This window comes from Stenotrophomonas sp. HMWF023 (assembly GCF_003060985.1).
Classification (GTDB): domain Bacteria; phylum Pseudomonadota; class Gammaproteobacteria; order Xanthomonadales; family Xanthomonadaceae; genus Stenotrophomonas; species Stenotrophomonas lactitubi.
The window spans coordinates 7,592-27,656 of the sequence record NZ_QAIJ01000274.1 but is presented as its reverse complement, the minus strand read 5'-3'; the positions used below and the strand labels follow the sequence as shown (position 1 = coordinate 27,656).

Sequence of the window (20,065 nt, the reverse complement as noted above, 5' to 3'; positions counted from 1 at the left end):
TCTGGGCCTGGATTTCCGCATGGTGCAGGCCGATTCCGGTGCGATCGGCGGTGATGCCTCGCAGGAATTCCACGTGATCGCCGATTCCGGTGAAGACGCGCTGGTGTTCTCCACCGGTTCGGACTACGCCGCCAACATGGAAGCGGCCATTGCCGCCGATCCGGCTGCGCGCGCTGCGGCCAGCGAAGCGCTGCGCAAGGTCGAAACTCCGGTCCAGAAGACCTGCGAAGACGTTGCCGCCCTGCTCGGCATCGACCTGCAGCGCACGGTGAAGTCGGTGGCGCTGATCGCCGGTGAAGGCAAGGCACAGCAGTTCGTGCTGGTGCTGGTGCGTGGCGACCACGAGGTCAATGAGATCAAGCTGGGCAAGGTTGCCGGCCTGGACGAGCAGCGTTTTGCCAGCGAAGCAGAGATTGCCGAATACCTCGGCAGCGTGCCGGGTTTCCTCGGTCCGGTCGCAGCGGCCAAGCCGATCCGCGTGGTTGCCGATCGCGAAGTGGCGGCGATGTCCGACTTCGTCGTCGGTGCCAACGAGGCCGGTTTCCACCTGGCCGGCGTCAACTGGGGCCGCGACCTGGCCGAACCGGAAGTGGCCGACATCCGCAACGTGCGTGCCGGTGATCGTGCGCTGGATGGCGGTGAGCTGAAAATCGCCCGCGGCATCGAAGTCGGTCACGTGTTCCAGCTGGGCCGCACTTATGCGAAGGCGCTCGATGCCACCGTGCTGGACGAGAACGGCAAGGCCGCGGTGATGACGATGGGCTGCTACGGCATCGGCATTTCGCGTGTGGTCGCTGCAGCCATCGAGCAGAACCACGATGACGCCGGCATCATCTGGCCCGACGCGATGGCGCCGTGGCAGGTGGTGGTCTGTGTGATCAATCCGAAGGGCGACGCCGGCGTGGCCGATGCCGCTGCAGGTCTGCTGCAGGAGCTGCGCGACGCAGGTCTGGATGCTGCACTGGACGACCGCGGCCTGCGCCCGGGCGCGATGTTTGCCGACATGGAACTGATCGGTATTCCGCACCGGGTGGTGGTCAGCGAGCGCGGCCTGGCCGCAGGGACCTTCGAGTACCGCTCGCGCCGCGCGGCCGAAGCGGAGAGCCTGGACAAGGCCACCCTGCTGCAGCGCCTGCAGGGTTGATCGGAAAAGACCGGGGTATACCCCGGTCTTTTTTTGCCGGATGGCCGCCCCCGGAAAATCGCAGCGGACATAATCCGGTCAAAATGGTCGCAACCGGGCCAGCCAGCCGACAGACGGTGACCACAACTGTTTGTGCTGGGATTAATTCCTCATTACTCTGTCCCGCGACGCCACGGACCGGCTCGTCCCTGTCCCTAAATTAGTTTCTGGAGTAATCGTTGATGAGCATCGACCTGACCGGCCTGTCGGCACGTGAGCTGGGCGCATTGATCCGCACAGCCAAGAAGCAGCAGACCATCGTCGCCAAGCGTCGCCCGATCACCAAGGTACGTGCCCAGCTGAGCAAGCTGGCCAAGACCGAGGGTTACACCATCGAGGAACTGTTCGGTGGTGAACCCGCACCGCGTGCGCGCAAGGTCGCCAAGGCCACCAAGGCCCCGTCCAAGACCGCCGGCCGCAAGCTGGGCAAGGTTGCGCCGAAGTACCGCAACCCGGCCAACCCGAAGGAAACCTGGACCGGTCGCGGCAAGCAGCCGCGCTGGATGGCCGAGCTGACCGCCAAGGGCAGCAAGAAGCCGGAAGATTTCCTGATCAAGAAGGCCTGAGGCCTGATCGGGTTGCAATGAAAAACGCCGGCGAAAGCCGGCGTTTTTTTGGGGTAGCGCCGGGCCATGCCCGGCGAGCGCAGCGGTTGGTTTCCCGATCCGCCGGGCATGGCCCGGCGCTACCGCCCTTGATCACAGCGTCTTGCGCGCCGGCATCAGCAGGTTGCCGAACAGCAGGCCGGCGACCAGCGCCATCACCACGTTCAACACGGTCAGGAACACGCTCTGGCCGGCGCCCACGTCCTGTTGCTGGACCAGGGTCAGCACGCCGCGCAGGCTGGTGCTGCCAGGCACCATCATGATGATGCCCGGCAGGCGGATGATCGCGCCAGGGCGGCCGACCACGCGCCCGAACAGGTTGCCACCGGCGGTCAGCAGCATCGCCGACAGGAAGATGCCGGCCGGCGTACCCCAGGCATGACCACCAAATTTGGAGATCGCGTAACCGGCCACCGAGGCGGCGATCACCCACGGATAGTCGCGGCGGTTGGCCTTGAACAACATGGCGAAGGCGAACGCCGCCGTCAGCAGCGAGCCCCACTCCACCCACGGCCCCTGTGGCCGCGAGGCACGGATCATCGGGTCCAGCCCCAGCACATCGGCCAGGGTCACCGCGATCATCGCGCCGACACTGAGCTTCATGATCGTGGTCAACGCGCCGGCAAAGCGCGCGGTGCCGGACACCCAGTGCTGGCTGGCCAGTTCATTGACCGCATTGGTCAGTGACATGCCAGGCAGCATCACCACCAGCGAGGCGATGATCACCGTGTTGAGATTCAGGGCGCCCACGAACGTGGCGACCACGGTGGCGACCAGGCCGGCCAGCAGCGCCGCCAGCGCTTCGGCCGCTTCACGGCTGGCCGGACGCTTGTCGGTGACCATGCCGAGCAGGCCGATCAGCAGGCCGATGACGCCGGCGGTGGCGATGTCCAGCCACGGCAGCTTCCACATGCCCGCCACGCCGGCCGCACCGAGGGTGAAGGACAGAATGGTGCGCAGCTTGCCGCGCCGGCCCGGGTCCTTGTCCAGCTGGCGCAGCGCGGTGTGACCCTGGGCGATGCTCATGCGGCCGTTGGCCACTTCTTCGGCGATCCCGTCAGCCACGCTGAGCTTGTGCAGGTCGTTCTCGCCGGGCGCCAGCCGGATCACCCGGGTGATGTCGCTGGAGCCGATGGCCTGCGCTGGATCGCTGAAACTGAGGATGATGCCGGTGGGATTCGACCACGGTTCACAATCCAGATCGAGCTGCCGGGCCAATGCAACCACCGCCGCTTCCAGGCGCTGGGCCGTTGTGCCGTAGCTGTGCAGGCGGCCGGCGATCTCGGAAACGAAGGCCACGCGCTGCGCGTAGGTGGCCTGGGGCGTGGGGATCGTGTGAGCGTCTGCGGACATGCGCCGTAGTATTACCTACGTCAGGCTCTGCTGGAGAAATTCATCCTGGTTCGACGCGACGTGCAATTCAGAACGGTTATGCTGCGACCCGAATGGCCCCCATGACCCCGACCCACGCCCCCCAGCTCGAACAGGACGCTCAGGATCCGGGACTGATCCGGCTGTCCGGCCACTGGACCCTTAAGACCGCGCTGGCCGCGGCCGAAGTGCTGCGTGGCGTTCCGGACAAGCTGACCGGCATCGACGCCACCGGCATCGAGCTGCTCGACTCGGCCGGCGTGCTGCAGGTGCTGCGCGTCGCCCATCGCGCCGATCTCGGCGAGCACGCACTGCAGTTCCGCCCGGACCACCAGGCGCTGGTGTGCACCATCGAAGAAGTCGCCGACGACCGTCCGAAGCCGAAGCGTGACTTCGGCGTGCTGGCGGCACTGGAGCGGCTGGGCGTCAGCGTCCATGCCACGGGCCACAACATCAAGGCGCTGTGCAGCTTCCTCGGTGAGAACCTGGTCAAGGCCGCACGCCTGGTCAAGGAACCCCGGCGTTTCCGCCTGACCGCGACCGTCCATCAAATGGAGCAGGTCGGGCTGGACGCAGTACCGCTGGTGGCACTGCTGTCCTACCTGGTCGGCGCGGTGATCGCCTTCCTCGGCTCGACCATCCTGCGCGATTTCGGCGCGGAGATCTTCGTGGTCGAACTGGTGAACATCGCCTTCCTGCGCGAATTCGCCGTGCTGCTGACCGCGATCGTGCTGGCCGGCCGCACCGCAAGTGCCTTCACCGCGCAGATCGGTGCAATGAAGGCACGCGAGGAAATCGATGCGATGCGCACCCTGGGGCTCGACCCCATCGATCTGCTGGTGCTGCCGCGCCTGGTCGCGCTGCTGGTGACGCTGCCGTTGCTGACCTTCATTGCGATGGTCGCCGGCCTTGCTGGCGGTATCACCGTCGGCGCGTTCGATCTGGATATTCCGCCGCAGATGTACATCGCGCGCATGCACGACACGATGGAAGTACGGCACATGCTGGTGGGCCTGTCCAAGGCGCCGGTATTCGCGCTGGTGATCGGCCTGATCGGTTGCCTGGAAGGCCTGAAGGTCGAAGGCACCGCGCAGTCGGTCGGCGAGCGCACCACCTCCAGCGTGGTGCAGACGATCTCGCTGGTGATCATCATCGACGCCTTCGCGGCGTTGTGGTTCATGCACATGGACTGGTGACATGAGCACACATCCGATCCCCGAAGAAGTGCCCATGCAGGACGACGACGGCCACGACCTGGCCATCCGCGTGCGCGGGCTGGTCAACCGCTTTGGCAGCCAGACCGTGCACGAAGGGCTGGACCTGGACGTGCGCCGTGGCGAGATCCTTGGCGTGGTGGGCGGTTCGGGCACCGGCAAATCGGTGCTGATGCGCTCGATCCTGGGCCTGCGTGTGCCGGATGAAGGGCAGATCGAAGTGCTCGGCCGCGACGCGCGTGCCGACGACACCGAGAGCCGCCTGCACATCGAACGCAATACCGGCGTGCTGTTCCAGGACGGCGCCCTGTTCTCGTCGCTGACCGTCGGCGAGAACGTGCAGGTGCCGCTGAAGGAACATCACCGCGAACTGCCCGAGCGCTGGCACTACGAGCTGGCCCTGCTGAAGGTGAAACTGGCTGGACTGCCCGCCGATGCGATCAACAAGCTGCCCTCGCAGCTGTCCGGCGGCATGCGCAAGCGCGCCGGCCTGGCACGTGCGCTGGCGCTGGATCCACCGCTGCTGTTCCTGGACGAACCCACCGCCGGGCTGGACCCGATCGGTGCGGCCGCGTTCGACCGCCTGATCAAGACCCTGCAGGAAGCGCTGGGGCTGACCGTGTTCCTGATCACCCACGACCTGGACACGCTGTATGCCATCTGCGACCGGGTGGCGGTCATCGCCGACCGCAAGGTGGTGGCCAATGCGCCGCTGCCGGAAATCGAGAGACTGGATCATCCGTGGATCCAGGAATACTTCCACGGACCCCGCGCGCGCGCCGCGCGTGGCGAACAGATCGAGAGTGCCTGAGCCATGGAAACAAAAGCCAACTACGTGCTGATCGGCGCGTTCACCCTGATCACCGGCCTGGCCCTGCTGGCCTTCGGCCTGTGGGCCGCCAAGTACTCCTCCGACCGTACCTGGCAAGAATACCGGGTGGTGTTCCGCGAGGCAGTGACCGGCCTGTCGGTCGGCAGCCCGGTGCAGTACAACGGCATCGCGGTGGGCTCGATCACCGAACTGAACCTGGTGCCGGACGATCCGCGCCAGGTGGTCGCACGCATCCGCCTGAACTCGACCACGCCGGTCAAGACCGATACCCGCGCCAAGCTGGCGATCACCAGCCTGACCGGTCCGTCGATCATCCAGCTCAGCGGCGGCACGCCGCAGTCACCGGCGCTGACCACGGTCAACAAGGACCCGGCACCGATCATCCCGACCACGCCGTCGGCGCTGCAGAACATCACCGACGTGGCCAACCGCATCGTCGAGCGCATGGACCAGATCCTCAGCGACCGCAACGTCGCCTCGATCAACGCCACCCTGGCCAACTTGGAAACGATCAGTGGTGGCCTGGCCGACCGTGACCAGGGCACGCAGTCGCTGCTGCTCAGCGCGCGTGATGCTGCGCGCAGCCTGGACACCACCCTGAAGACCACCAACGGCACCATCGAGCGCCTGGACAAGAACCTGGTGCAGCAGTTGCCGGGCATCATCGACAAGCTCGACGCCACCCTGGCCAAGCTTGATTCGGCCGCCGGCAATGCCGATTCGATCCTTGGCGAGAACCGCGCGGCCATCAACAGCTTCGCCAATGACGGCCTGGGTCAGCTCGGCCCGACGCTGGGTGAACTGCGTGGCCTGATCCGCGACCTGCGCCGGGTCAGCGACCGTCTCGAGAACAACCCCGCACGCTACCTGCTCGGCCGCGACGCCCCGAAGGAGTTCGAACCCAAATGAGCCCGACCACCCTTCCGCGCCTGTTGCTGGCAGCGTCGCTGGCCACCCTGCTGGGTGGCTGCTCGATCCTCGGCAGCGGCGACAAGAATCCCGTCACCCTGTATTCGCCGGCCGTGCAGGTCAAGGTCGACCCCAGCTGGCCGCAGGCCGACTGGCAACTGGTGCTGGCCAAGCCCAGCGCCGCGCGCATGGTCGACAGCCCGCGCATCAACGTGCGGCCGACGCCGTCGGAGCTGGAGATCTACAAGGGCGCCAGCTGGGCACAGCCGGCCACCGACATGATCGAGGACACCCTGCTGCGCGGCTTCGAGGATTCCGGCCGCATCCACGGCGTGGCCCGCGTCGCCGCCGGCATCCGCGCCGACTACAAGCTGTCCACCGACATCCGTCGCTTCGAATCGGACTACCAGGGCCAGGCAACGCCGACGGTCGTCATCGAGATCAACGCCAAGCTGATCGACGTGACCAGCCAGCGGGTGGTCGCCGACCGTACCTTCCGTCAGCTGCAGCCGGTGGGCAGCACCGATGTGTCGGCAGTGGCGGCCGCCTTCGAGCGTGGCCTGCAGCAGGTGGCACAGGACGTAGTGGGCTGGACGCTGAGCAGCGGGCAGAACGACAAGCAGGCGCTGAAGCGCTGATTGACCACAGCTGCACTCGCCGGGCATGGCCCGGCGGCAGCCCTCAGCGCGGCGTGATCCAGCGGAACGTCAGGTTGATGCGTTCACCCTGCACCCGCGCCATCTTCGGCAGCGCATGCTGGTAGTGGCGCTGGGTAGCGCCGCCCATCAGCAGCAGGTCGCCATGACCGAGCAGGAATTCCGCCTTGCGCGTGGTGTCATCGCGGCGGCGCAGCAGGAACCGTCGCGCCGCCCCGAGACTCAACGACGCGATGAGCGGCGCCGGCCCCAGCTCGGGCTCGTCGTCGCTGTGCCAGCCCATGTAGTCAGTGCCGCCGCGATAGCGGTTGAGCAGCACGCTGTTGAATCGACCGACGCCCTGTCCCTGCAGCCGATCGCGCAGCGATGACAACAGGGGCGGCCACGGATGGGGCACGAACTCGGCACCCGAATAGCGGTAGCGCGCCTGCGGATCACCGATCCAGCAACTGAGCCGTGGTGAATCAACCCAGTTGCCGAACATGCGGATGCGGTGAATCTCCCAAGGAACCGCTTCGCACAGCGCCTGCAACAGCGTGTCTGCGTCCCCCGCTGGCAACCAGCCCGGCAGATGGCGGACGTCAGCATCAGGCAGGTCGTGGGGAAACAGCATGGGAGATTCAGGGAGAGGGGGCAGCGACGTGCCGCCCCGTGGATGCTCAGCGGCGCTTGAACGCGACGCCGGTCTTTTCCTTCAACTCATCCTCGCCCACACCCGCGGCAGTCTCCACCAGCACCAGACCGTCATCGCTCACATCGAATACCGCCAGGTCGGTGATGATGCGATCGACCACGCCCACGCCGGTCAACGGCAGCGTGCACTCGGACAGGATCTTGTGTTCGCCGTTCTTGGCGGTGTGCTCCATCAGCACCACCACCCGCTGTACGCCAGCCACCAGGTCCATCGCACCGCCCATGCCCTTGACCATCTTGCCGGGCACCATCCAATTGGCCAGGTCACCCTTGTCGGTGACCTGCATCGCGCCCAGGATTGCCAGATTGACGTGGCCACCGCGGATCATCGCGAAGCTGTCATGGCTGCCGAAATAGCTGGCACCGGCGCGCGCGGTCACGGTCTGCTTGCCGGCATTGATCAGGTCGGCATCCACTTCGCTTTCAGTCGGGAACGGGCCGATACCCAGCAGGCCGTTTTCCGATTGCAGCCACACGTCCACGCCGTCGGGAATGTGGTTGGCCACCAGCGTCGGCAGGCCGATGCCCAGGTTCACGTAGGCACCATCGGTCAGTTCACGGGCAGCGCGCGCCGCCATCTCGTCGCGGGTCCATGCCATGTCAGTTGCCCTCCGCACGGATGGTGCGCTGTTCGATACGTTTTTCGGGAGTGGGGTTGTGCACGATGCGGTGCACGTAGATGCCCGGCAGGTGTACCTGGTCCGGGTCGATGCTGCCCACCGGCACCACCTCCTCCACTTCCACGATGCAGACCTTGCCAGCCATCGCACAGGCCGGATTGAAGTTGCGCGCGGTCTTGCGGAACACCAGGTTGCCGGCCTCGTCGGCTTTCCAGGCCTTTACCAGCGCCACGTCGGCGCGCAGCGCGGTTTCCATCACGTAGTGCTTGCCATCGAACTCACGGGTTTCCTTGCCTTCGGCCACCACCGTGCCGTAGCCGGTAGCGGTGAAGAAGGCCGGGATACCCGCACCACCGGCGCGCAGGCGTTCGGCCAGGGTGCCCTGCGGATTGAATTCCAGCTCCAGCTCGCCGGCCAGGAACTGCCGTTCGAACTCCTTGTTCTCGCCCACGTAGGACGAAATCATCTTCTTGATCTGCCGGGTTTCCAGCAGCTGGCCCAGGCCGAAGCCATCCACGCCGGCGTTGTTCGAGATCACGGTCAGGCCCTTGGCGCCACTGTCGCGCAAGGCGGCGATCAGTGCTTCAGGAATACCGCACAGGCCGAAGCCACCCACGGCCAGAACCTGGCCATCAGCGACCACGCCCTGCAGGGCATCCGCCGCAGAGGCGAAACGCTTGCTGCGCGTGCCGCTGGAAGTCGATTGCTGCATCTCTACTGCCCTACCCGGTGAGAATGCCGCCATTCTAGCGGTACACCCGTTGCCGGCTGGGATGCGCCGCAGCATGAACCAGCATGCCGGGCCTTCAATCCGTAGAATGTCCGCTTCCCCGCTTGCGGTGCCCTTGGCAACGCGTGCTGCAGATGGAGAGGACAGGACGACGCATGGCCGTAGTATTCACCGGAGGGGAACTGTCCCGCTGGCTGGATGCCGGGACACTGGGCAAGGGCAACCACCTCGTTTCGGCAGTGCGTGAACTGCGCTACCAGTCACCGCTGCTGACCGCCCAGCTCGAGGGCTGGCAGGTGTCGATCGACCTGGATGCCAGCGCCCGCACACCGCACAGCCCCCTGCAGAGTCGCTGCACCTGTCCGGTTGGCGGGCAGTGCGAGCATGTTGCCGCCGTGCTGCTGGCCGCGCTGGAAACCTCCCTGCAGGGCGCGCCGGGCCTGCTGCGTCCGGCCTCCAGGCCAACGCTGCCCACCCTGCAGACCCAGGCGATGACGCCGATCCTCCATCTGCACAGCATGGAGTACCGTCCCGCCTGGCTCACCGAACGCGATGCCTCGCAGTGGCTCGACGTCGCCACCGTCGCTTTCGAATACGGCGAACACGTGCGTTTTCTCGACGACCCGTCGCTGTTCGTGCATGGCGCCGAGGGCCAGCTCTACCTGCTGCCGCGTGACCTGGCCGGGGAGGCACGGCGCGAAGCTGAACTGAACAGCGTCCAGCTGCACCGCGAGCGGCAACCGCGCATCGTGCTGGATGGCGGTGGTCCGTTGTTCGAGCTGCGCAGTTTCGACTGGACCCGCTTCCTGCTGGAGGATGTGCTGCGGCTGGAAGCGCTGGGCTGGAAGATCGAGACTGACGATGCCTTCCGCCATCGCATCACCCGGGTGGAGGAGATCGACCTGGATGTGCGGTCGATGCCCACCGACAGCACTGCATTCGACCTGGCCCTGACCATTGACGTCGATGGCCGCAGCGTTGCGCTGGTTCCGCTGTTGCAGGGCGTACTGCAGTCCGATCCGCGCTGGCTGCGCGGCCAGCTGGACGCGATCGGCGATGACGAGAACGTACTTCTGACGACGGCCGGCAATGAACGCCTGGCCCTGCGCGCAGGCCGCCTGAAACCGGTGATCGCGCTGCTGGCGGATCTGTTCGGCGACCACGGGCAACCGTTGCGCCTGCAGGCGCACGATCGCGGACGCCTGCAGGCACTGCAGGACGCCGCGCAGCTGCGACTGCACAGCAGCAACGATACCCGCGCACGCGTGCAGCGCCTGCTGGACGCACCGGCGATGACCGCTGTCCCGGCGCCCCAGGGCTTGCGCGCGACGCTGCGCAGCTACCAGCTTGAAGGCCTGTCCTGGCTGCAGTACCTGCGCCAGCAGGGTCTGGGCGGCGTGCTGGCCGATGACATGGGCCTGGGCAAGACACTGCAGACGCTGGCCCATCTCCTGGTTGAAAAGCAGAGCGGCCGCCTGGACAAACCGGCACTGGTGGTCATGCCGACGTCACTGCTGCACAACTGGCAGAGTGAAGCTGCGCGCTTCACCCCGGATCTGCGCGTACTGGCCCTGCACGGACCCGCACGTGACACGCAGTTCGGCGCCATTGCCGCACATGATCTGATACTGACCACCTACCCCCTGCTCTGGCGCGACGAACAGGCGCTGCAGGCGCATTCCTATCACCTGCTGATCCTGGACGAGGCGCAGCAGGTGAAAAACCCCAGATCGCGTGCAGCGACCACGCTGCGCACGCTGCAGGCCCGGCATAGGCTGTGCCTGACCGGCACCCCGCTGGAAAACCATCTGGGCGAGCTGTGGACGCAGTTCGACTTCCTGCTGCCCGGGCTGCTCGGCAGCGAAAAGCAGTTCAACCAGCACTGGCGCCACCCCATCGAGCGCGGCAGCGACCGCCGGCGCGCACAGCTGCTGGCCCAGCGCATGCGTCCTTTCATCCTGCGCCGACGCAAGGACCAGGTCGCCTCCGAACTTCCGCCGAAGACGGTCATCACCCGCACCGTGGCGATGGAAGGCGGCCAGCGCGAACTGTACGAAACCGTGCGCGCGGCAATGGAGAAACAGGTACGCGAAGCAATCAACGGCAGCGGGCTGGCACGCAACCACATCGTGGTGCTGGACGCGTTGCTGAAGCTGCGCCAGGTCTGCTGCGATCCGCGTCTGCTGCCGGGCCATACACCCGCGCGCACTGCAGGCTCGGCCAAACTGGACCTGCTGCGCGAGATGCTGCCGTCCATGGTCGAAGAAGGACGCCGCATCCTGCTGTTCTCGCAGTTCACCGGCATGCTGGCCCTGATTGCGCAGGCATTGGATGCACTGGGTCTGGCCTACGTGACCCTGACCGGCGACACCCAGAACCGGGTAACACCGGTGCAGCGCTTCATCGACGGCGAGGTTCCCGTGTTCCTCATCAGCCTGAAGGCCGGCGGCGTGGGCTTGAATCTGACCGCCGCCGACACTGTCATCCACTTCGATCCGTGGTGGAACCCGGCCGCCGAGAACCAGGCCAGTGACCGTGCCCATCGCATCGGCCAGCAACAGCCTGTATTCGTCTACAAGCTGATCGCCGCGGGCAGCGTCGAAGAACGCATCGCCGACCTGCAGCAGCGCAAGGCCGAGCTGGCCGAGGCGATCCTCGAGGGTGCCGGAGGCTCAGGTCCACGCTTCGATGCAGCAGACCTGGAGGCGCTGCTGGCGCCGCTGCCGGGTGCACCGGGCAGACGCCCTGGCAGGGCCAGCAGGCGGCCGGCGCAGGCCTGACAGGGAACGTCAGTCATGTGGCGTTGCCTGATGGAAACGATTCCCATACAGGCCGGGCGCTACAATGAAAAGCTGAGCTCACCAAAGGATCTGATCGATGCCCCTGCCCGCCTTCAAGGCCTATGACATCCGTGGCCGCGTGCCGGAAGAACTGAACGAAGACCTGGCCCGCCGCATAGGCGTGGCCCTGGCCGCGCAGCTCGCGCCCGGCCCGGTGGTCCTTGGCCATGACGTGCGCCTGACCAGCCCGGCGCTGCAGGATGCGCTGGCATCGGGCCTGCGCGGCACCGGCCGCGAAGTGATCGACATCGGCCTGTGCGGTACCGAAGAGGTGTATTTCCAGACCGATCACCTGGGTGCAGCTGGCGGTGTAATGGTCACCGCCAGCCACAACCCGATGGACTACAACGGGATGAAGCTGGTCAAGGAGAACGCGCGCCCGATCAGCTCGGACACCGGCCTGTTCGCGATCTCCGATGCGGTTGCCGCCGATACCGCGCCCGCCGCCCCGGCCAAGGCTGGGCAGACCGCCGAGCACGACAAGAGCGCCTACATCCAGCATCTGCTGTCCTATGTCGATGTCAGCAAACTGAAGCCGCTGAAGCTGGTGGTGAACGCCGGCAACGGCGGCGCCGGCGCCATCGTCGACCTGCTGGCACCGCACCTGCCGTTCGAGTTCATCCGCATCTGCCACGAACCCGATGGCAACTTCCCCAACGGCATCCCCAATCCGCTGCTGCAGGAGAACCGCGCCGCGACCGCTGAGGCGGTTCGCGAGCACGGCGCCGACTTCGGTATTGCCTGGGACGGCGACTTCGACCGTTGCTTCTTCTTCGATCACAGCGGGCGCTTCATCGAGGGCTATTACCTGGTCGGCCTGCTGGCCAAGGCGGCTCTGGACCGCAACCCGGGCGGCAAGATCGTGCATGACCCACGGCTGGTCTGGAATACCGTGGAAATGGTCGAGCAGGCTGGCGGCGTGCCGGTGCTGTGCAAGAGCGGCCACGCTTTCATCAAGGAGAAGATGCGCGCAGAGGATGCGGTGTACGGCGGCGAAATGAGCGCCCATCACTACTTCCGCGAATTCGCCTATGCCGACTCGGGCATGATCCCCTGGCTGCTGATCGCCCAGCTGATTTCCGAAAGCGGCCGCTCGCTGGCCGACTGGGTGGAGGACCGCATGGCCGCTTACCCGTGCAGTGGCGAGATCAACTTCAAGGTCAGCGATGCGAAGGCGTCCGTGGCCCGCGTGATGGAACACTTCGCCGCGCAGTCGCCGGCACTGGACCACACCGATGGCATCAGCGCCGACTTCGGCGACTGGCGTTTCAACCTGCGCAGCTCCAATACCGAGCCATTGCTGCGCCTGAATGTCGAATCGCGTGGGGATGCGGCGCTGATGCAGGCCCGCACCGACGAGATTTCCGCCCTCCTCAAGCAGTAACCTGGGACAACCATGAGCAACATCCAGCCTGTCATTCTGTCCGGCGGTTCCGGTACCCGCCTGTGGCCCCTCTCACGCGAGGCCTATCCCAAGCAGTTCCTGCCCCTGGCCGGTGAACTGACCATGCTGCAGGCCACCTGGCAGCGCGTGGCCCCGATCGCCAGCCGCGGGCCGCTGGTCGTTGCCAACGAAGAGCACCGTTTTGTTGCTGCCGAACAACTGCAGCAGGTCGGTGCCGAACCAGCCGCGATCATCCTCGAGCCGGTCGGCCGCAACACCGCTCCGGCGATTGCCGTGGCGGCGCTGGAAGCCACCCGCGATGGTGCCGATGCGCTGTTGCTGGTGCTGCCCTCCGATCATGTGATCACCGATGAAGCTGCGTTCCGCACTGCGGTCCAGGCCGCCTCCATCGCCGCTGAAGCCGACAAGCTGGTCACCTTCGGCATCGTGCCGACCGGCCCGGAAACAGGCTACGGTTACATCAAGGCCGCCGACGGCCACGGCGTGCGTGCGGTCGAACGCTTCGTCGAGAAGCCCGACCTGGACACCGCCACCGGCTACGTGACCAGCGGCCAGTACTACTGGAACAGCGGGATGTTCCTGTTCAAGGCCTCGCGTTACCTGCAGGAGTTGGAACGCCTGCAGCCGGCCATGTTGTCGGCCTGCCGCGACGCATGGCAGAGCGCACGCCGCGATGCCGATTTCACCCGGCTGGACAAGGACGCGTTCACTGCCGTGCCGTCCGATTCGATCGATTACGCGGTCATGGAAAAGACCGCTGATGCGGTGGTGGTGCCACTGGATGCCGGCTGGAACGATGTCGGCTCGTGGACCGCACTGCGTGATGTGTCGCAGCAGGACGGCGATGGCAATGCGCACCAGGGCGATGTGATCGCCATCGACTGCCGCAACACGTATGCCTACGGCGAGCGCCTGGTGGCGATGGTCGGGCTCGACGATGTCATCGTGGTCGAGACCGACGATGCGGTGCTGGTCGGCAAGGCCGACCGCATGCAGGAGGTCAAGACGGTGGTGGCAAAGTTGAAGGCCGACGGCCGCAGCGAAGCAACCTGGCACCGCAAGGTCTACCGCCCGTGGGGGGCGTACGACTCGATCGACAACGGCGAGCGTTTCCAGGTCAAGCGGATCACCGTCAAGCCGGGTGGTACGTTGAGCCTGCAGATGCATCATCACCGTGCCGAGCACTGGATCGTGGTCAGTGGCACGGCTGAGGTCACCCGTGGCGATGAAGTGATCCTGCTGAGCGAGAACCAGAGCACCTACATCCCGCTGGGCGTGACCCACCGCCTGCGCAACCCGGGCAAGCTGCCGCTGGAACTGATCGAAGTGCAGTCGGGCAGCTACCTCGGCGAGGATGACATCGTGCGCTTCGAGGATACATACGGGCGCAGTTGACCCGTCGCACTGCGGTGAGTGCCGACCGTTGGTCGGCACGCAGTGGATGCAAGCGACCACCAACGGTGGTCGCCTACCGGGTCAGGCAATCTCGGCCATGACCCGCTTCAACCCATCCTGCCACGCCGGCAAGCTGATGCCGAAATCCTGCTGCAATCTGCGGTTGTCCAGCACCGACCACGCCGGGCGCTTGGCCGGGGTGGGATATTCGGAACTGGGAATCGCCTCGACCGCAGGCACTTTGGCCAGCACGCCCGTGGCCAGAGCTTCGGCGAAGATCGCCTCGGCAAATCCATGCCAGCTGGTCTGGCCACTGGCAGTCAGATGCCAGGTACCCGAAAGCTGACCCGGATGCTGCAGCGCCAATGCAGTGACATCGGCAATCAGCGCAGCCGGCGTCGGCGTACCGATCTGGTCGGCCACCACGCGCAGCTGCTCCCGCTCGGCGCCCACCCGCAGCATCGTGCGCAGGAAGTTCGCGCCGTGCGAGGCATACACCCACGCGGTGCGGAAGATCAGGTGGCGACCACCGGCAGCGCGCACGGCATCTTCACCGTCACGCTTGCTGGTGCCGTACACGCCCAACGGCGCGGTCGGCTCGTCTTCGCGGTAAGGCGCACTGCCCTGGCCATCGAACACGTAGTCGGTGGAGTAATGCACGAAAGGCACGCCATGCGCCGCACACCAGCGCGCGATCACGCCGGGAGCCTGCGCGTTGGCCGCGAACGCGGCCTCCGCATCCTGCTCAGCGCGATCCACGGCGGTGTAGGCCGCAGCGTTCACGACCAGCGACGGCTGCAGCCGGTCCAGCAGGGCCGGCAAGCTGTCGGGTTGGCCGAAATCAGCCATTTCGCAAGCGCTGCCGTCGGGCAACGTGCCGCTGCGAGTGGTCGCGACCACCGTACCCAGCGGAGCGAGCGAGCGCAGCAGCTCCTGGCCGACCTGGCCGTTGCCACCGAATACCAGCACCGTCATGCGGTGTAGACCGGCAAACGATCTTCGGCGATGTCCTTCAGGAAAGGCGCATTCTCGTCCTTGGCCGACAACGTCGGTGCACTGACCGGCCAGTCCACGGCGATGTCCGCATCGTTCCAGCGCACGCCGGCATCGAAGTCCTTCAGATACACCTCGGTGCACAGATAGCTGAACACCGCGCGCTCACTGAGCACGGCGAAGCCATGTGCGAACCCTTCCGGAATCCAGAACTGCTTCTTGTTCTCCCCGCTCAGCACCACCGCTTCCCACTGGCCGAAGGTCGGCGAGCCGCGACGGATGTCGACGGCCACGTCGTAGACCTCGCCTTCGAGCACGCTGACCAGCTTGCCCTGCGGCCGCGGCCACTGGTAATGCAGGCCACGCAGCACGCCCTGTGCCGAGGTGGAGACGTTGCTCTGCACGAACTTCGTCGGCAGACCGTGCTGACCGAAACGCTCGGCGTTCCAGGTCTCAAAGAAGAAGCCGCGCTCGTCGCCGAACACCGCCGGCTCGATCACCACGCAGCCGGGCAGCTTGGTTTCAATGATTTTCACGGAACAACTCCTCGTACCGCCAGCGTGTGCAGGTATTGGCCGTAGCCGTTCTTGATCAGCGGCGCCGCCAGTGCTTCCAGCTGCTCGGCACTGATCCAGCCCTGGCCGAACGCGATTTCTTCCGGGCAGCACACCTGCAGGCCCTGGCGGGTCTGGATGGTCTCGATGAAGTTGGACGCTTCCAGCAGCGACTGGTGGGTGCCGGTGTCCAACCACGCATAACCGCGGCCCAGTGCTTCCAGGTGCAGGTTGCCCTCACGCAGGTAGCGCTGGTTGAGATCGGTGATTTCCAGCTCGCCACGCGGCGAGGGCTTCAGTTCCGCCGCATGGTGGCTGGCATTGCCGTCGTAGAAGTACAGGCCGGTCACGGCGTAGTTTGAGCGCGGCTTCTCCGGCTTTTCAACCAGATCGATGACCTTGCCGGCCTTGTCGAATTCGGCCACGCCGTAGCGTTCCGGATCGTTGACCCAGTAGCCGAATACGGTGGCGCCGGTGTCGCGCTGGTCAGCGTTGCGCAGCACTTCGCGCAGGCCATGCCCGTGGAAGATGTTGTCGCCCAGCACCAGGCAGCTCGGCTTGCCGTCGACGAAGTCGCGGCCGATCAGGTAGGCCTGCGCCAGCCCGTCCGGGCTCGGCTGCACGGCGTACTGGATGTCCATGCCCCACTGCGAGCCATCGCCCAGCAGCTGCTGGAACAGGACCTGCTCGTGCGGGGTGTTGATGATCAGCACTTCACGGATACCCGCCAGCATCAGCACGCTGAGCGGGTAGTAGATCATCGGCTTGTCATAGACCGGCAGCAGCTGCTTGCTGACGCCTTTGGTGATCGGGTACAGGCGCGTGCCCGAGCCGCCCGCCAGGATGATGCCCTTACGTTGAGTCATGCGGTAGTCCTCTGTCCGTAGATGGCCGCCACTCAGGCGGCGGTACCGATGCGTTGCAGGCGGTAGCTGCCGTCAAGCACACCGTTCACCCATTCCTGGTTGTCCAGGTACCAGTCGACAGTGAAGCCGATGCCCTGGTCGAAGGTATACTTCGGCTCCCAGCCCAGCTGGTCCTTCAACTTGCTGGCATCGATCGCGTAGCGGCGGTCATGGCCCGGACGGTCGGCGACATAGGTGATCTGGCTGCTGCGCGGCTGGCCATCCTCACGCGGGCGGCGGGCATCGAGCAGCGCGCAGATCGCGTGCACGACTTCGATGTTCTCCTTCTCCGAGTTGCCGCCCACGTTGTAGGTCTCGCCGACCTGGCCCTTGGCCAGCACGGTGCGGATCGCCTCGCAGTGGTCGGACACGAACAGCCAGTCGCGCACCTGCTTGCCGTCGCCGTACACCGGCAGCGGCTCGCCTGCCAGCGCCTTGGCGATCACCAGCGGGATCAGCTTCTCGGGGAAGTGGTACGGGCCATAGTTGTTGGAGCAGTTGGTGGTCAGCACCGGCAACCCGTAGGTGTGGTGGAACGCACGCACCAGATGGTCCGAAGCGGCCTTGGACGCCGAATACGGGGAATTGGGCGCAAACGGCGTGGTCTCGCTGAACTTGCCGGTCTCTCCCAGCGTGCCGTACACCTCGTCGGTGGACACGTGCAGGAAACGGAACGCGGCGCCCTTGTCGGCCGCCAGCGCCTTCCAGTAGTCGCGCACCGATTCGAGCAGGGCAAGGGTGCCGACCACGTTGGTCTGGATGAACGCACCGGGGCCGTCGATGGAACGATCGACATGGCTTTCGGCGGCGAAGTTCACCACCGCATCGGGCTGGTGTTCGGCCAGCAGGCGGGCCACCAGCGCGTGGTCACCGATGTCGCCGTGCACGAACACGTGGTCCGGATTGCCCTGCAGCGGGGCCAGGGTCTTCAGATTGCCCGCGTAGGTCAGCGCATCCAGGTTGATCACCCGCACGCCCTTGGCGACCGCTTCGAGGACAAAGTTACCGCCAATGAATCCGGCTCCGCCGGTGACAAGCCATGTGGGCACTGCTGTTCTCCTGTTCGATGGTTCGTCCTGGGGCGCACTCGACGCCCCGACACAGCGCAACAGGATACATCGGGCCCATCTTCGCAACTGCCTGCGGGACGTGAACGGGCGTGCCGGGACTGCGATTTCGTGCGGCAATGCAGCATAACCATACGCATTCGCATGGTCACCCCGGGCCAGTTAGAATCAGGGTCCCACCCCCCGAACCGGTTGCTGGTGCAGGACCGGACGTTCTCCAGCAGATGTGAGCCGGCCAGCGACCGGCACTACAAGGATCTCGTACCAGATGAAAATCCTCGTCGCGTACAAGCGCGTGGTGGACTACAACGTCCGCATTCAGGTCAAGCCGGACGGTTCCGGCGTGGTCACCGACGGCGTCAAGCTGTCCCCCAACCCCTTCGATGAGATCGCCCTGGAAGAGGCCCTGCGCCTGCGCGACAAGGGCATCGCCACCGAGGTCGTGGTTGCCACCATCGCACCGGCCGACGCCCAGGCGCACCTGCGCAACGGCCTGGCCATGGGCGCCAACCGTGCCATCCATGTGGTCACCGACCAGGCCATCCAGCCGCTGACCGCCGCCCGTACCCTGCTCAAGCTGGTCGAGAAGGAACAGCCGGACCTGGTGATCCTGGGCAAGCAGGCCATCGATGACGACGCCAACCAGACCGGCCAGATGCTGGCCACCCTCTGGGGCCGTCCGCAGGCGACCTTCGCCAGCAAGCTCGACATTGCCGACGGCAAGGCCACCGTGACCCGCGAAGTCGACGCCGGCCTGGAAACGCTGGAAGTCGACCTGCCGGCCGTGGTCACCACCGACCTGCGCCTGAACGAACCGCGCTTCATCAAGCTGCCTGACATCATGAAGGCCAAGGCCAAGCCGCTGGAGACCCTGCAGCTGGCCGACCTCGGTGTTGAAGCCGCCGATACCTTCAAGACCACCCAGTACGCCGCGCCGTCCAAGCGCAGCAAGGGTGTGATGGTCAAGGACGCGGCCGAACTGGTTGCCGCACTCAAGCAGAAGGGGTTGCTGTAATGAGCAGGATTCTCGTCATCGCCGAGCACCACGACGGCAAGCTCAACGCCGCCACCGCCAAGACCGTCAGCGCTGCGGCCGCCATTTCCGGCGCCAGCATCGATGTGCTGGTGCTGGCTGCCGACCCGACCGCCGTTGCTGCTGAAGCGGCGAAGATCGCAGGCGTCGCCAAGGTCCTGACCGTGGCCAACGCCGCCAACACCCTGGCCCTGGCCCAGGTATTGGCGCCGCAGATCGCGCAGCTGGCCAAGGGCTACACCCACGTGTTCGGCCCGTCGACCACCTTCGGCAAGGACCTGATGCCGTGCGTGGCCGCCCTTCTCGGCGTCAACCAGGTCTCTGACCTGATGGCCGTCGAAGGCAGCCATACCTTCAAGCGCCCGATCTACGCCGGCAACGCGATCATCACCGTGGAAGCACCGGCCGACCAGATCGTGGTCGCCACCGTGCGTGCCGCGTCGTGGCCGGAAGCGTCCCAGGGCGGCAGTGCCGCCATTGAAGCGGCCAGCGTCGACGCTACCCTGCCGAGCCACACCCGTTTCGTCGGCCTGGCCGCCGGCGCGACCGACCGCCCTGACCTGCAGAGCGCCAAGCGCGTGGTCTCCGGTGGCCGCGGCGTCGGTTCGGAAGAGAACTTCAAGGTCATCTTCCAGCTGGCCGACAAGCTCGGTGCTGCCGTCGGTGCTTCGCGCGCTGCGGTCGATGCCGGCTACGTGCCCAGCGATCTGCAGGTCGGCCAGACCGGCAAGATCATCTCGCCGGAGCTGTATGTGGCCGTCGGCATCAGCGGCGCGATCCAGCACCTCACCGGCATCAAGGACGCCGGCACCATTGTCGCGATCAACAAGGATCCGGACTCCCCGATCTTCGAGATTGCCGATATCGGCCTGGTCGGGGATCTGTTCACGATCCTGCCCGAGCTGGAAAAGGCCTTGGCCTGAAGCCTGGCGATGCGATCGGAGCGGCCTGGCCGCTCCGATCCAGCATCCCCTCAGCCAGTACATCAGCTGGCGTATGCTTTCCTGTCACCGGCCCCGTGGGCCTGAACCTCATGGACGCGCCATAGACATGCAGACGA

General features: G+C 65.9%; 19 protein-coding genes. 11 read left to right on the top strand and 8 right to left on the bottom strand.

Annotated features, from left to right (window positions below):
* Window positions 1–1,144, top strand: a 1,144-nt coding sequence (gene proS, locus DBR20_RS15725) for a proline--tRNA ligase (protein WP_258223389.1), incomplete at its 5' end; no start/stop codon positions are given.
* Between the two features lie 221 nt (window positions 1,145–1,365).
* Complete coding sequence (locus tag DBR20_RS15720) at window positions 1,366–1,749, top strand: H-NS histone family protein (RefSeq protein WP_089238647.1); 384 nt, start codon at window positions 1,366–1,368, stop codon at window positions 1,747–1,749.
* Window positions 1,750–1,881: 132 nt separating this feature from the next.
* Here the strand turns inward: DBR20_RS15720 and DBR20_RS15715 are convergent, their stop codons facing one another.
* Window positions 1,882–3,141, bottom strand: a complete 1,260-nt coding sequence (locus DBR20_RS15715; RefSeq protein WP_108266819.1) for a threonine/serine exporter family protein — start codon at window positions 3,139–3,141, stop codon at window positions 1,882–1,884.
* 92 nt (window positions 3,142–3,233) lie between these two features.
* Here DBR20_RS15715 and DBR20_RS15710 point away from each other — a divergent pair, with 92 nt between their 5' ends.
* Genes DBR20_RS15710 through DBR20_RS15695 form a run of 4 tightly spaced genes read left to right on the top strand, consistent with a single transcriptional unit; the run spans window position 3,234 to window position 6,752 of the window.
* A complete protein-coding gene (locus tag DBR20_RS15710; protein ID WP_181393105.1) occupies window positions 3,234–4,355 on the top strand; it encodes an ABC transporter permease in 1,122 nt (373 codons plus the stop codon).
* A gap of 1 nt (window position 4,356) precedes the next feature.
* The gene (locus DBR20_RS15705; RefSeq protein WP_108266818.1) at window positions 4,357–5,184 is read left to right on the top strand and encodes an ABC transporter ATP-binding protein; all 828 of its coding nucleotides are present in this window, start codon (window positions 4,357–4,359) and stop codon (window positions 5,182–5,184) included.
* A 3-nt stretch (window positions 5,185–5,187) separates the two neighbouring features.
* Entirely contained in the window at window positions 5,188–6,114 is a 927-nt protein-coding gene (locus tag DBR20_RS15700) for an MlaD family protein (protein ID WP_100551507.1), read from the top strand.
* Window positions 6,111–6,752, top strand: coding sequence for an ABC-type transport auxiliary lipoprotein family protein (locus DBR20_RS15695; RefSeq protein ID WP_108266817.1), 642 nt, complete (start codon window positions 6,111–6,113; stop codon window positions 6,750–6,752). Before DBR20_RS15700 ends, DBR20_RS15695 begins: the two co-directional genes overlap by 4 nt.
* A gap of 43 nt (window positions 6,753–6,795) precedes the next feature.
* Here DBR20_RS15695 and DBR20_RS15690 read toward each other — a convergent pair whose 3' ends face one another.
* The 3 genes from DBR20_RS15690 to DBR20_RS15680 are packed head-to-tail and all read right to left on the bottom strand — an operon-like array spanning window position 6,796 to window position 8,795.
* Window positions 6,796–7,383 carry an alpha-ketoglutarate-dependent dioxygenase AlkB gene (locus DBR20_RS15690; protein ID WP_108266816.1) on the bottom strand — a complete coding sequence of 196 codons (588 nt, stop codon included), beginning with the start codon at window positions 7,381–7,383 and terminating at the stop codon, window positions 6,796–6,798.
* A gap of 46 nt (window positions 7,384–7,429) precedes the next feature.
* Window positions 7,430–8,062 carry a CoA transferase subunit B gene (locus DBR20_RS15685; protein ID WP_108266815.1) on the bottom strand — a complete coding sequence of 211 codons (633 nt, stop codon included), beginning with the start codon at window positions 8,060–8,062 and terminating at the stop codon, window positions 7,430–7,432.
* A 1-nt stretch (window position 8,063) separates the two neighbouring features.
* On the bottom strand, window positions 8,064–8,795 hold the full coding sequence (locus DBR20_RS15680; RefSeq protein WP_089238633.1) for a CoA transferase subunit A: 732 nt from the start codon (window positions 8,793–8,795) through the stop codon (window positions 8,064–8,066).
* A 173-nt stretch (window positions 8,796–8,968) separates the two neighbouring features.
* Here DBR20_RS15680 and DBR20_RS15675 point away from each other — a divergent pair, with 173 nt between their 5' ends.
* From DBR20_RS15675 to DBR20_RS15665, 3 genes are all read left to right on the top strand, one after another.
* Entirely contained in the window at window positions 8,969–11,593 is a 2,625-nt protein-coding gene (locus DBR20_RS15675) for a DEAD/DEAH box helicase (protein ID WP_108266814.1), read from the top strand.
* Window positions 11,594–11,690: 97 nt separating this feature from the next.
* Window positions 11,691–13,037 carry a phosphomannomutase gene (locus DBR20_RS15670; protein ID WP_108266813.1) on the top strand — a complete coding sequence of 449 codons (1,347 nt, stop codon included), beginning with the start codon at window positions 11,691–11,693 and terminating at the stop codon, window positions 13,035–13,037.
* Window positions 13,038–13,049: 12 nt separating this feature from the next.
* Window positions 13,050–14,453 carry a mannose-1-phosphate guanylyltransferase/mannose-6-phosphate isomerase gene (locus DBR20_RS15665; RefSeq protein WP_108266812.1) on the top strand — a complete coding sequence of 468 codons (1,404 nt, stop codon included), beginning with the start codon at window positions 13,050–13,052 and terminating at the stop codon, window positions 14,451–14,453.
* Window positions 14,454–14,534: 81 nt separating this feature from the next.
* On the opposite strand, the gene rfbD is transcribed toward DBR20_RS15665, so the two are convergent.
* From rfbD to rfbB, 4 genes are read right to left on the bottom strand one after another with little or no spacing between them, the layout of a single operon-like run.
* On the bottom strand, window positions 14,535–15,428 hold the full coding sequence (gene rfbD, locus DBR20_RS15660) for a dTDP-4-dehydrorhamnose reductase (protein WP_108266811.1): 894 nt from the start codon (window positions 15,426–15,428) through the stop codon (window positions 14,535–14,537).
* A complete protein-coding gene (gene rfbC / locus DBR20_RS15655; RefSeq protein ID WP_108266810.1) occupies window positions 15,425–15,982 on the bottom strand; it encodes a dTDP-4-dehydrorhamnose 3,5-epimerase in 558 nt (185 codons plus the stop codon). Before rfbC ends, rfbD begins: the two co-directional genes overlap by 4 nt.
* Window positions 15,979–16,866, bottom strand: a complete 888-nt coding sequence (gene rfbA / locus DBR20_RS15650) for a glucose-1-phosphate thymidylyltransferase RfbA (protein ID WP_108266809.1) — start codon at window positions 16,864–16,866, stop codon at window positions 15,979–15,981. The genes rfbC and rfbA overlap by 4 nt, the downstream gene beginning before the upstream one ends.
* A 32-nt stretch (window positions 16,867–16,898) precedes the next feature.
* Window positions 16,899–17,954, bottom strand: a complete 1,056-nt coding sequence (gene rfbB / locus DBR20_RS15645; RefSeq protein ID WP_108266808.1) for a dTDP-glucose 4,6-dehydratase — start codon at window positions 17,952–17,954, stop codon at window positions 16,899–16,901.
* A gap of 286 nt (window positions 17,955–18,240) precedes the next feature.
* Here rfbB and DBR20_RS15640 point away from each other — a divergent pair, with 286 nt between their 5' ends.
* Window positions 18,241–18,987 carry an electron transfer flavoprotein subunit beta/FixA family protein gene (locus tag DBR20_RS15640; protein WP_032976362.1) on the top strand — a complete coding sequence of 249 codons (747 nt, stop codon included), beginning with the start codon at window positions 18,241–18,243 and terminating at the stop codon, window positions 18,985–18,987.
* A complete protein-coding gene (locus DBR20_RS15635) occupies window positions 18,987–19,928 on the top strand; it encodes an electron transfer flavoprotein subunit alpha/FixB family protein (protein WP_108266807.1) in 942 nt (313 codons plus the stop codon). Before DBR20_RS15640 ends, DBR20_RS15635 begins: the two co-directional genes overlap by 1 nt.
* Window positions 19,929–20,065 lie beyond the last annotated feature (137 nt).

Coding starts and splice junctions, on each gene's coding strand:
- DBR20_RS15640 (WP_032976362.1), top strand. CDS start 18,241: ATGAAAATCCTCGTCGCGTACAAGCGCGTGGTGGACTACAACGTCCGC.
- DBR20_RS15680 (WP_089238633.1), bottom strand. CDS start 8,795: ATGCAGCAATCGACTTCCAGCGGCACGCGCAGCAAGCGTTTCGCCTCT.
- rfbA (WP_108266809.1), bottom strand. CDS start 16,866: ATGACTCAACGTAAGGGCATCATCCTGGCGGGCGGCTCGGGCACGCGC.
- DBR20_RS15700 (WP_100551507.1), top strand. CDS start 5,188: ATGGAAACAAAAGCCAACTACGTGCTGATCGGCGCGTTCACCCTGATC.
- rfbD (WP_108266811.1), bottom strand. CDS start 15,428: ATGACGGTGCTGGTATTCGGTGGCAACGGCCAGGTCGGCCAGGAGCTG.
- DBR20_RS15705 (WP_108266818.1), top strand. CDS start 4,357: ATGAGCACACATCCGATCCCCGAAGAAGTGCCCATGCAGGACGACGAC.
- DBR20_RS15670 (WP_108266813.1), top strand. CDS start 11,691: ATGCCCCTGCCCGCCTTCAAGGCCTATGACATCCGTGGCCGCGTGCCG.
- DBR20_RS15635 (WP_108266807.1), top strand. CDS start 18,987: ATGAGCAGGATTCTCGTCATCGCCGAGCACCACGACGGCAAGCTCAAC.
- DBR20_RS15675 (WP_108266814.1), top strand. CDS start 8,969: ATGGCCGTAGTATTCACCGGAGGGGAACTGTCCCGCTGGCTGGATGCC.
- DBR20_RS15685 (WP_108266815.1), bottom strand. CDS start 8,062: ATGGCATGGACCCGCGACGAGATGGCGGCGCGCGCTGCCCGTGAACTG.
- DBR20_RS15690 (WP_108266816.1), bottom strand. CDS start 7,383: ATGCTGTTTCCCCACGACCTGCCTGATGCTGACGTCCGCCATCTGCCG.
- DBR20_RS15715 (WP_108266819.1), bottom strand. CDS start 3,141: ATGTCCGCAGACGCTCACACGATCCCCACGCCCCAGGCCACCTACGCG.
- DBR20_RS15695 (WP_108266817.1), top strand. CDS start 6,111: ATGAGCCCGACCACCCTTCCGCGCCTGTTGCTGGCAGCGTCGCTGGCC.
- DBR20_RS15665 (WP_108266812.1), top strand. CDS start 13,050: ATGAGCAACATCCAGCCTGTCATTCTGTCCGGCGGTTCCGGTACCCGC.
- DBR20_RS15720 (WP_089238647.1), top strand. CDS start 1,366: ATGAGCATCGACCTGACCGGCCTGTCGGCACGTGAGCTGGGCGCATTG.
- DBR20_RS15710 (WP_181393105.1), top strand. CDS start 3,234: ATGGCCCCCATGACCCCGACCCACGCCCCCCAGCTCGAACAGGACGCT.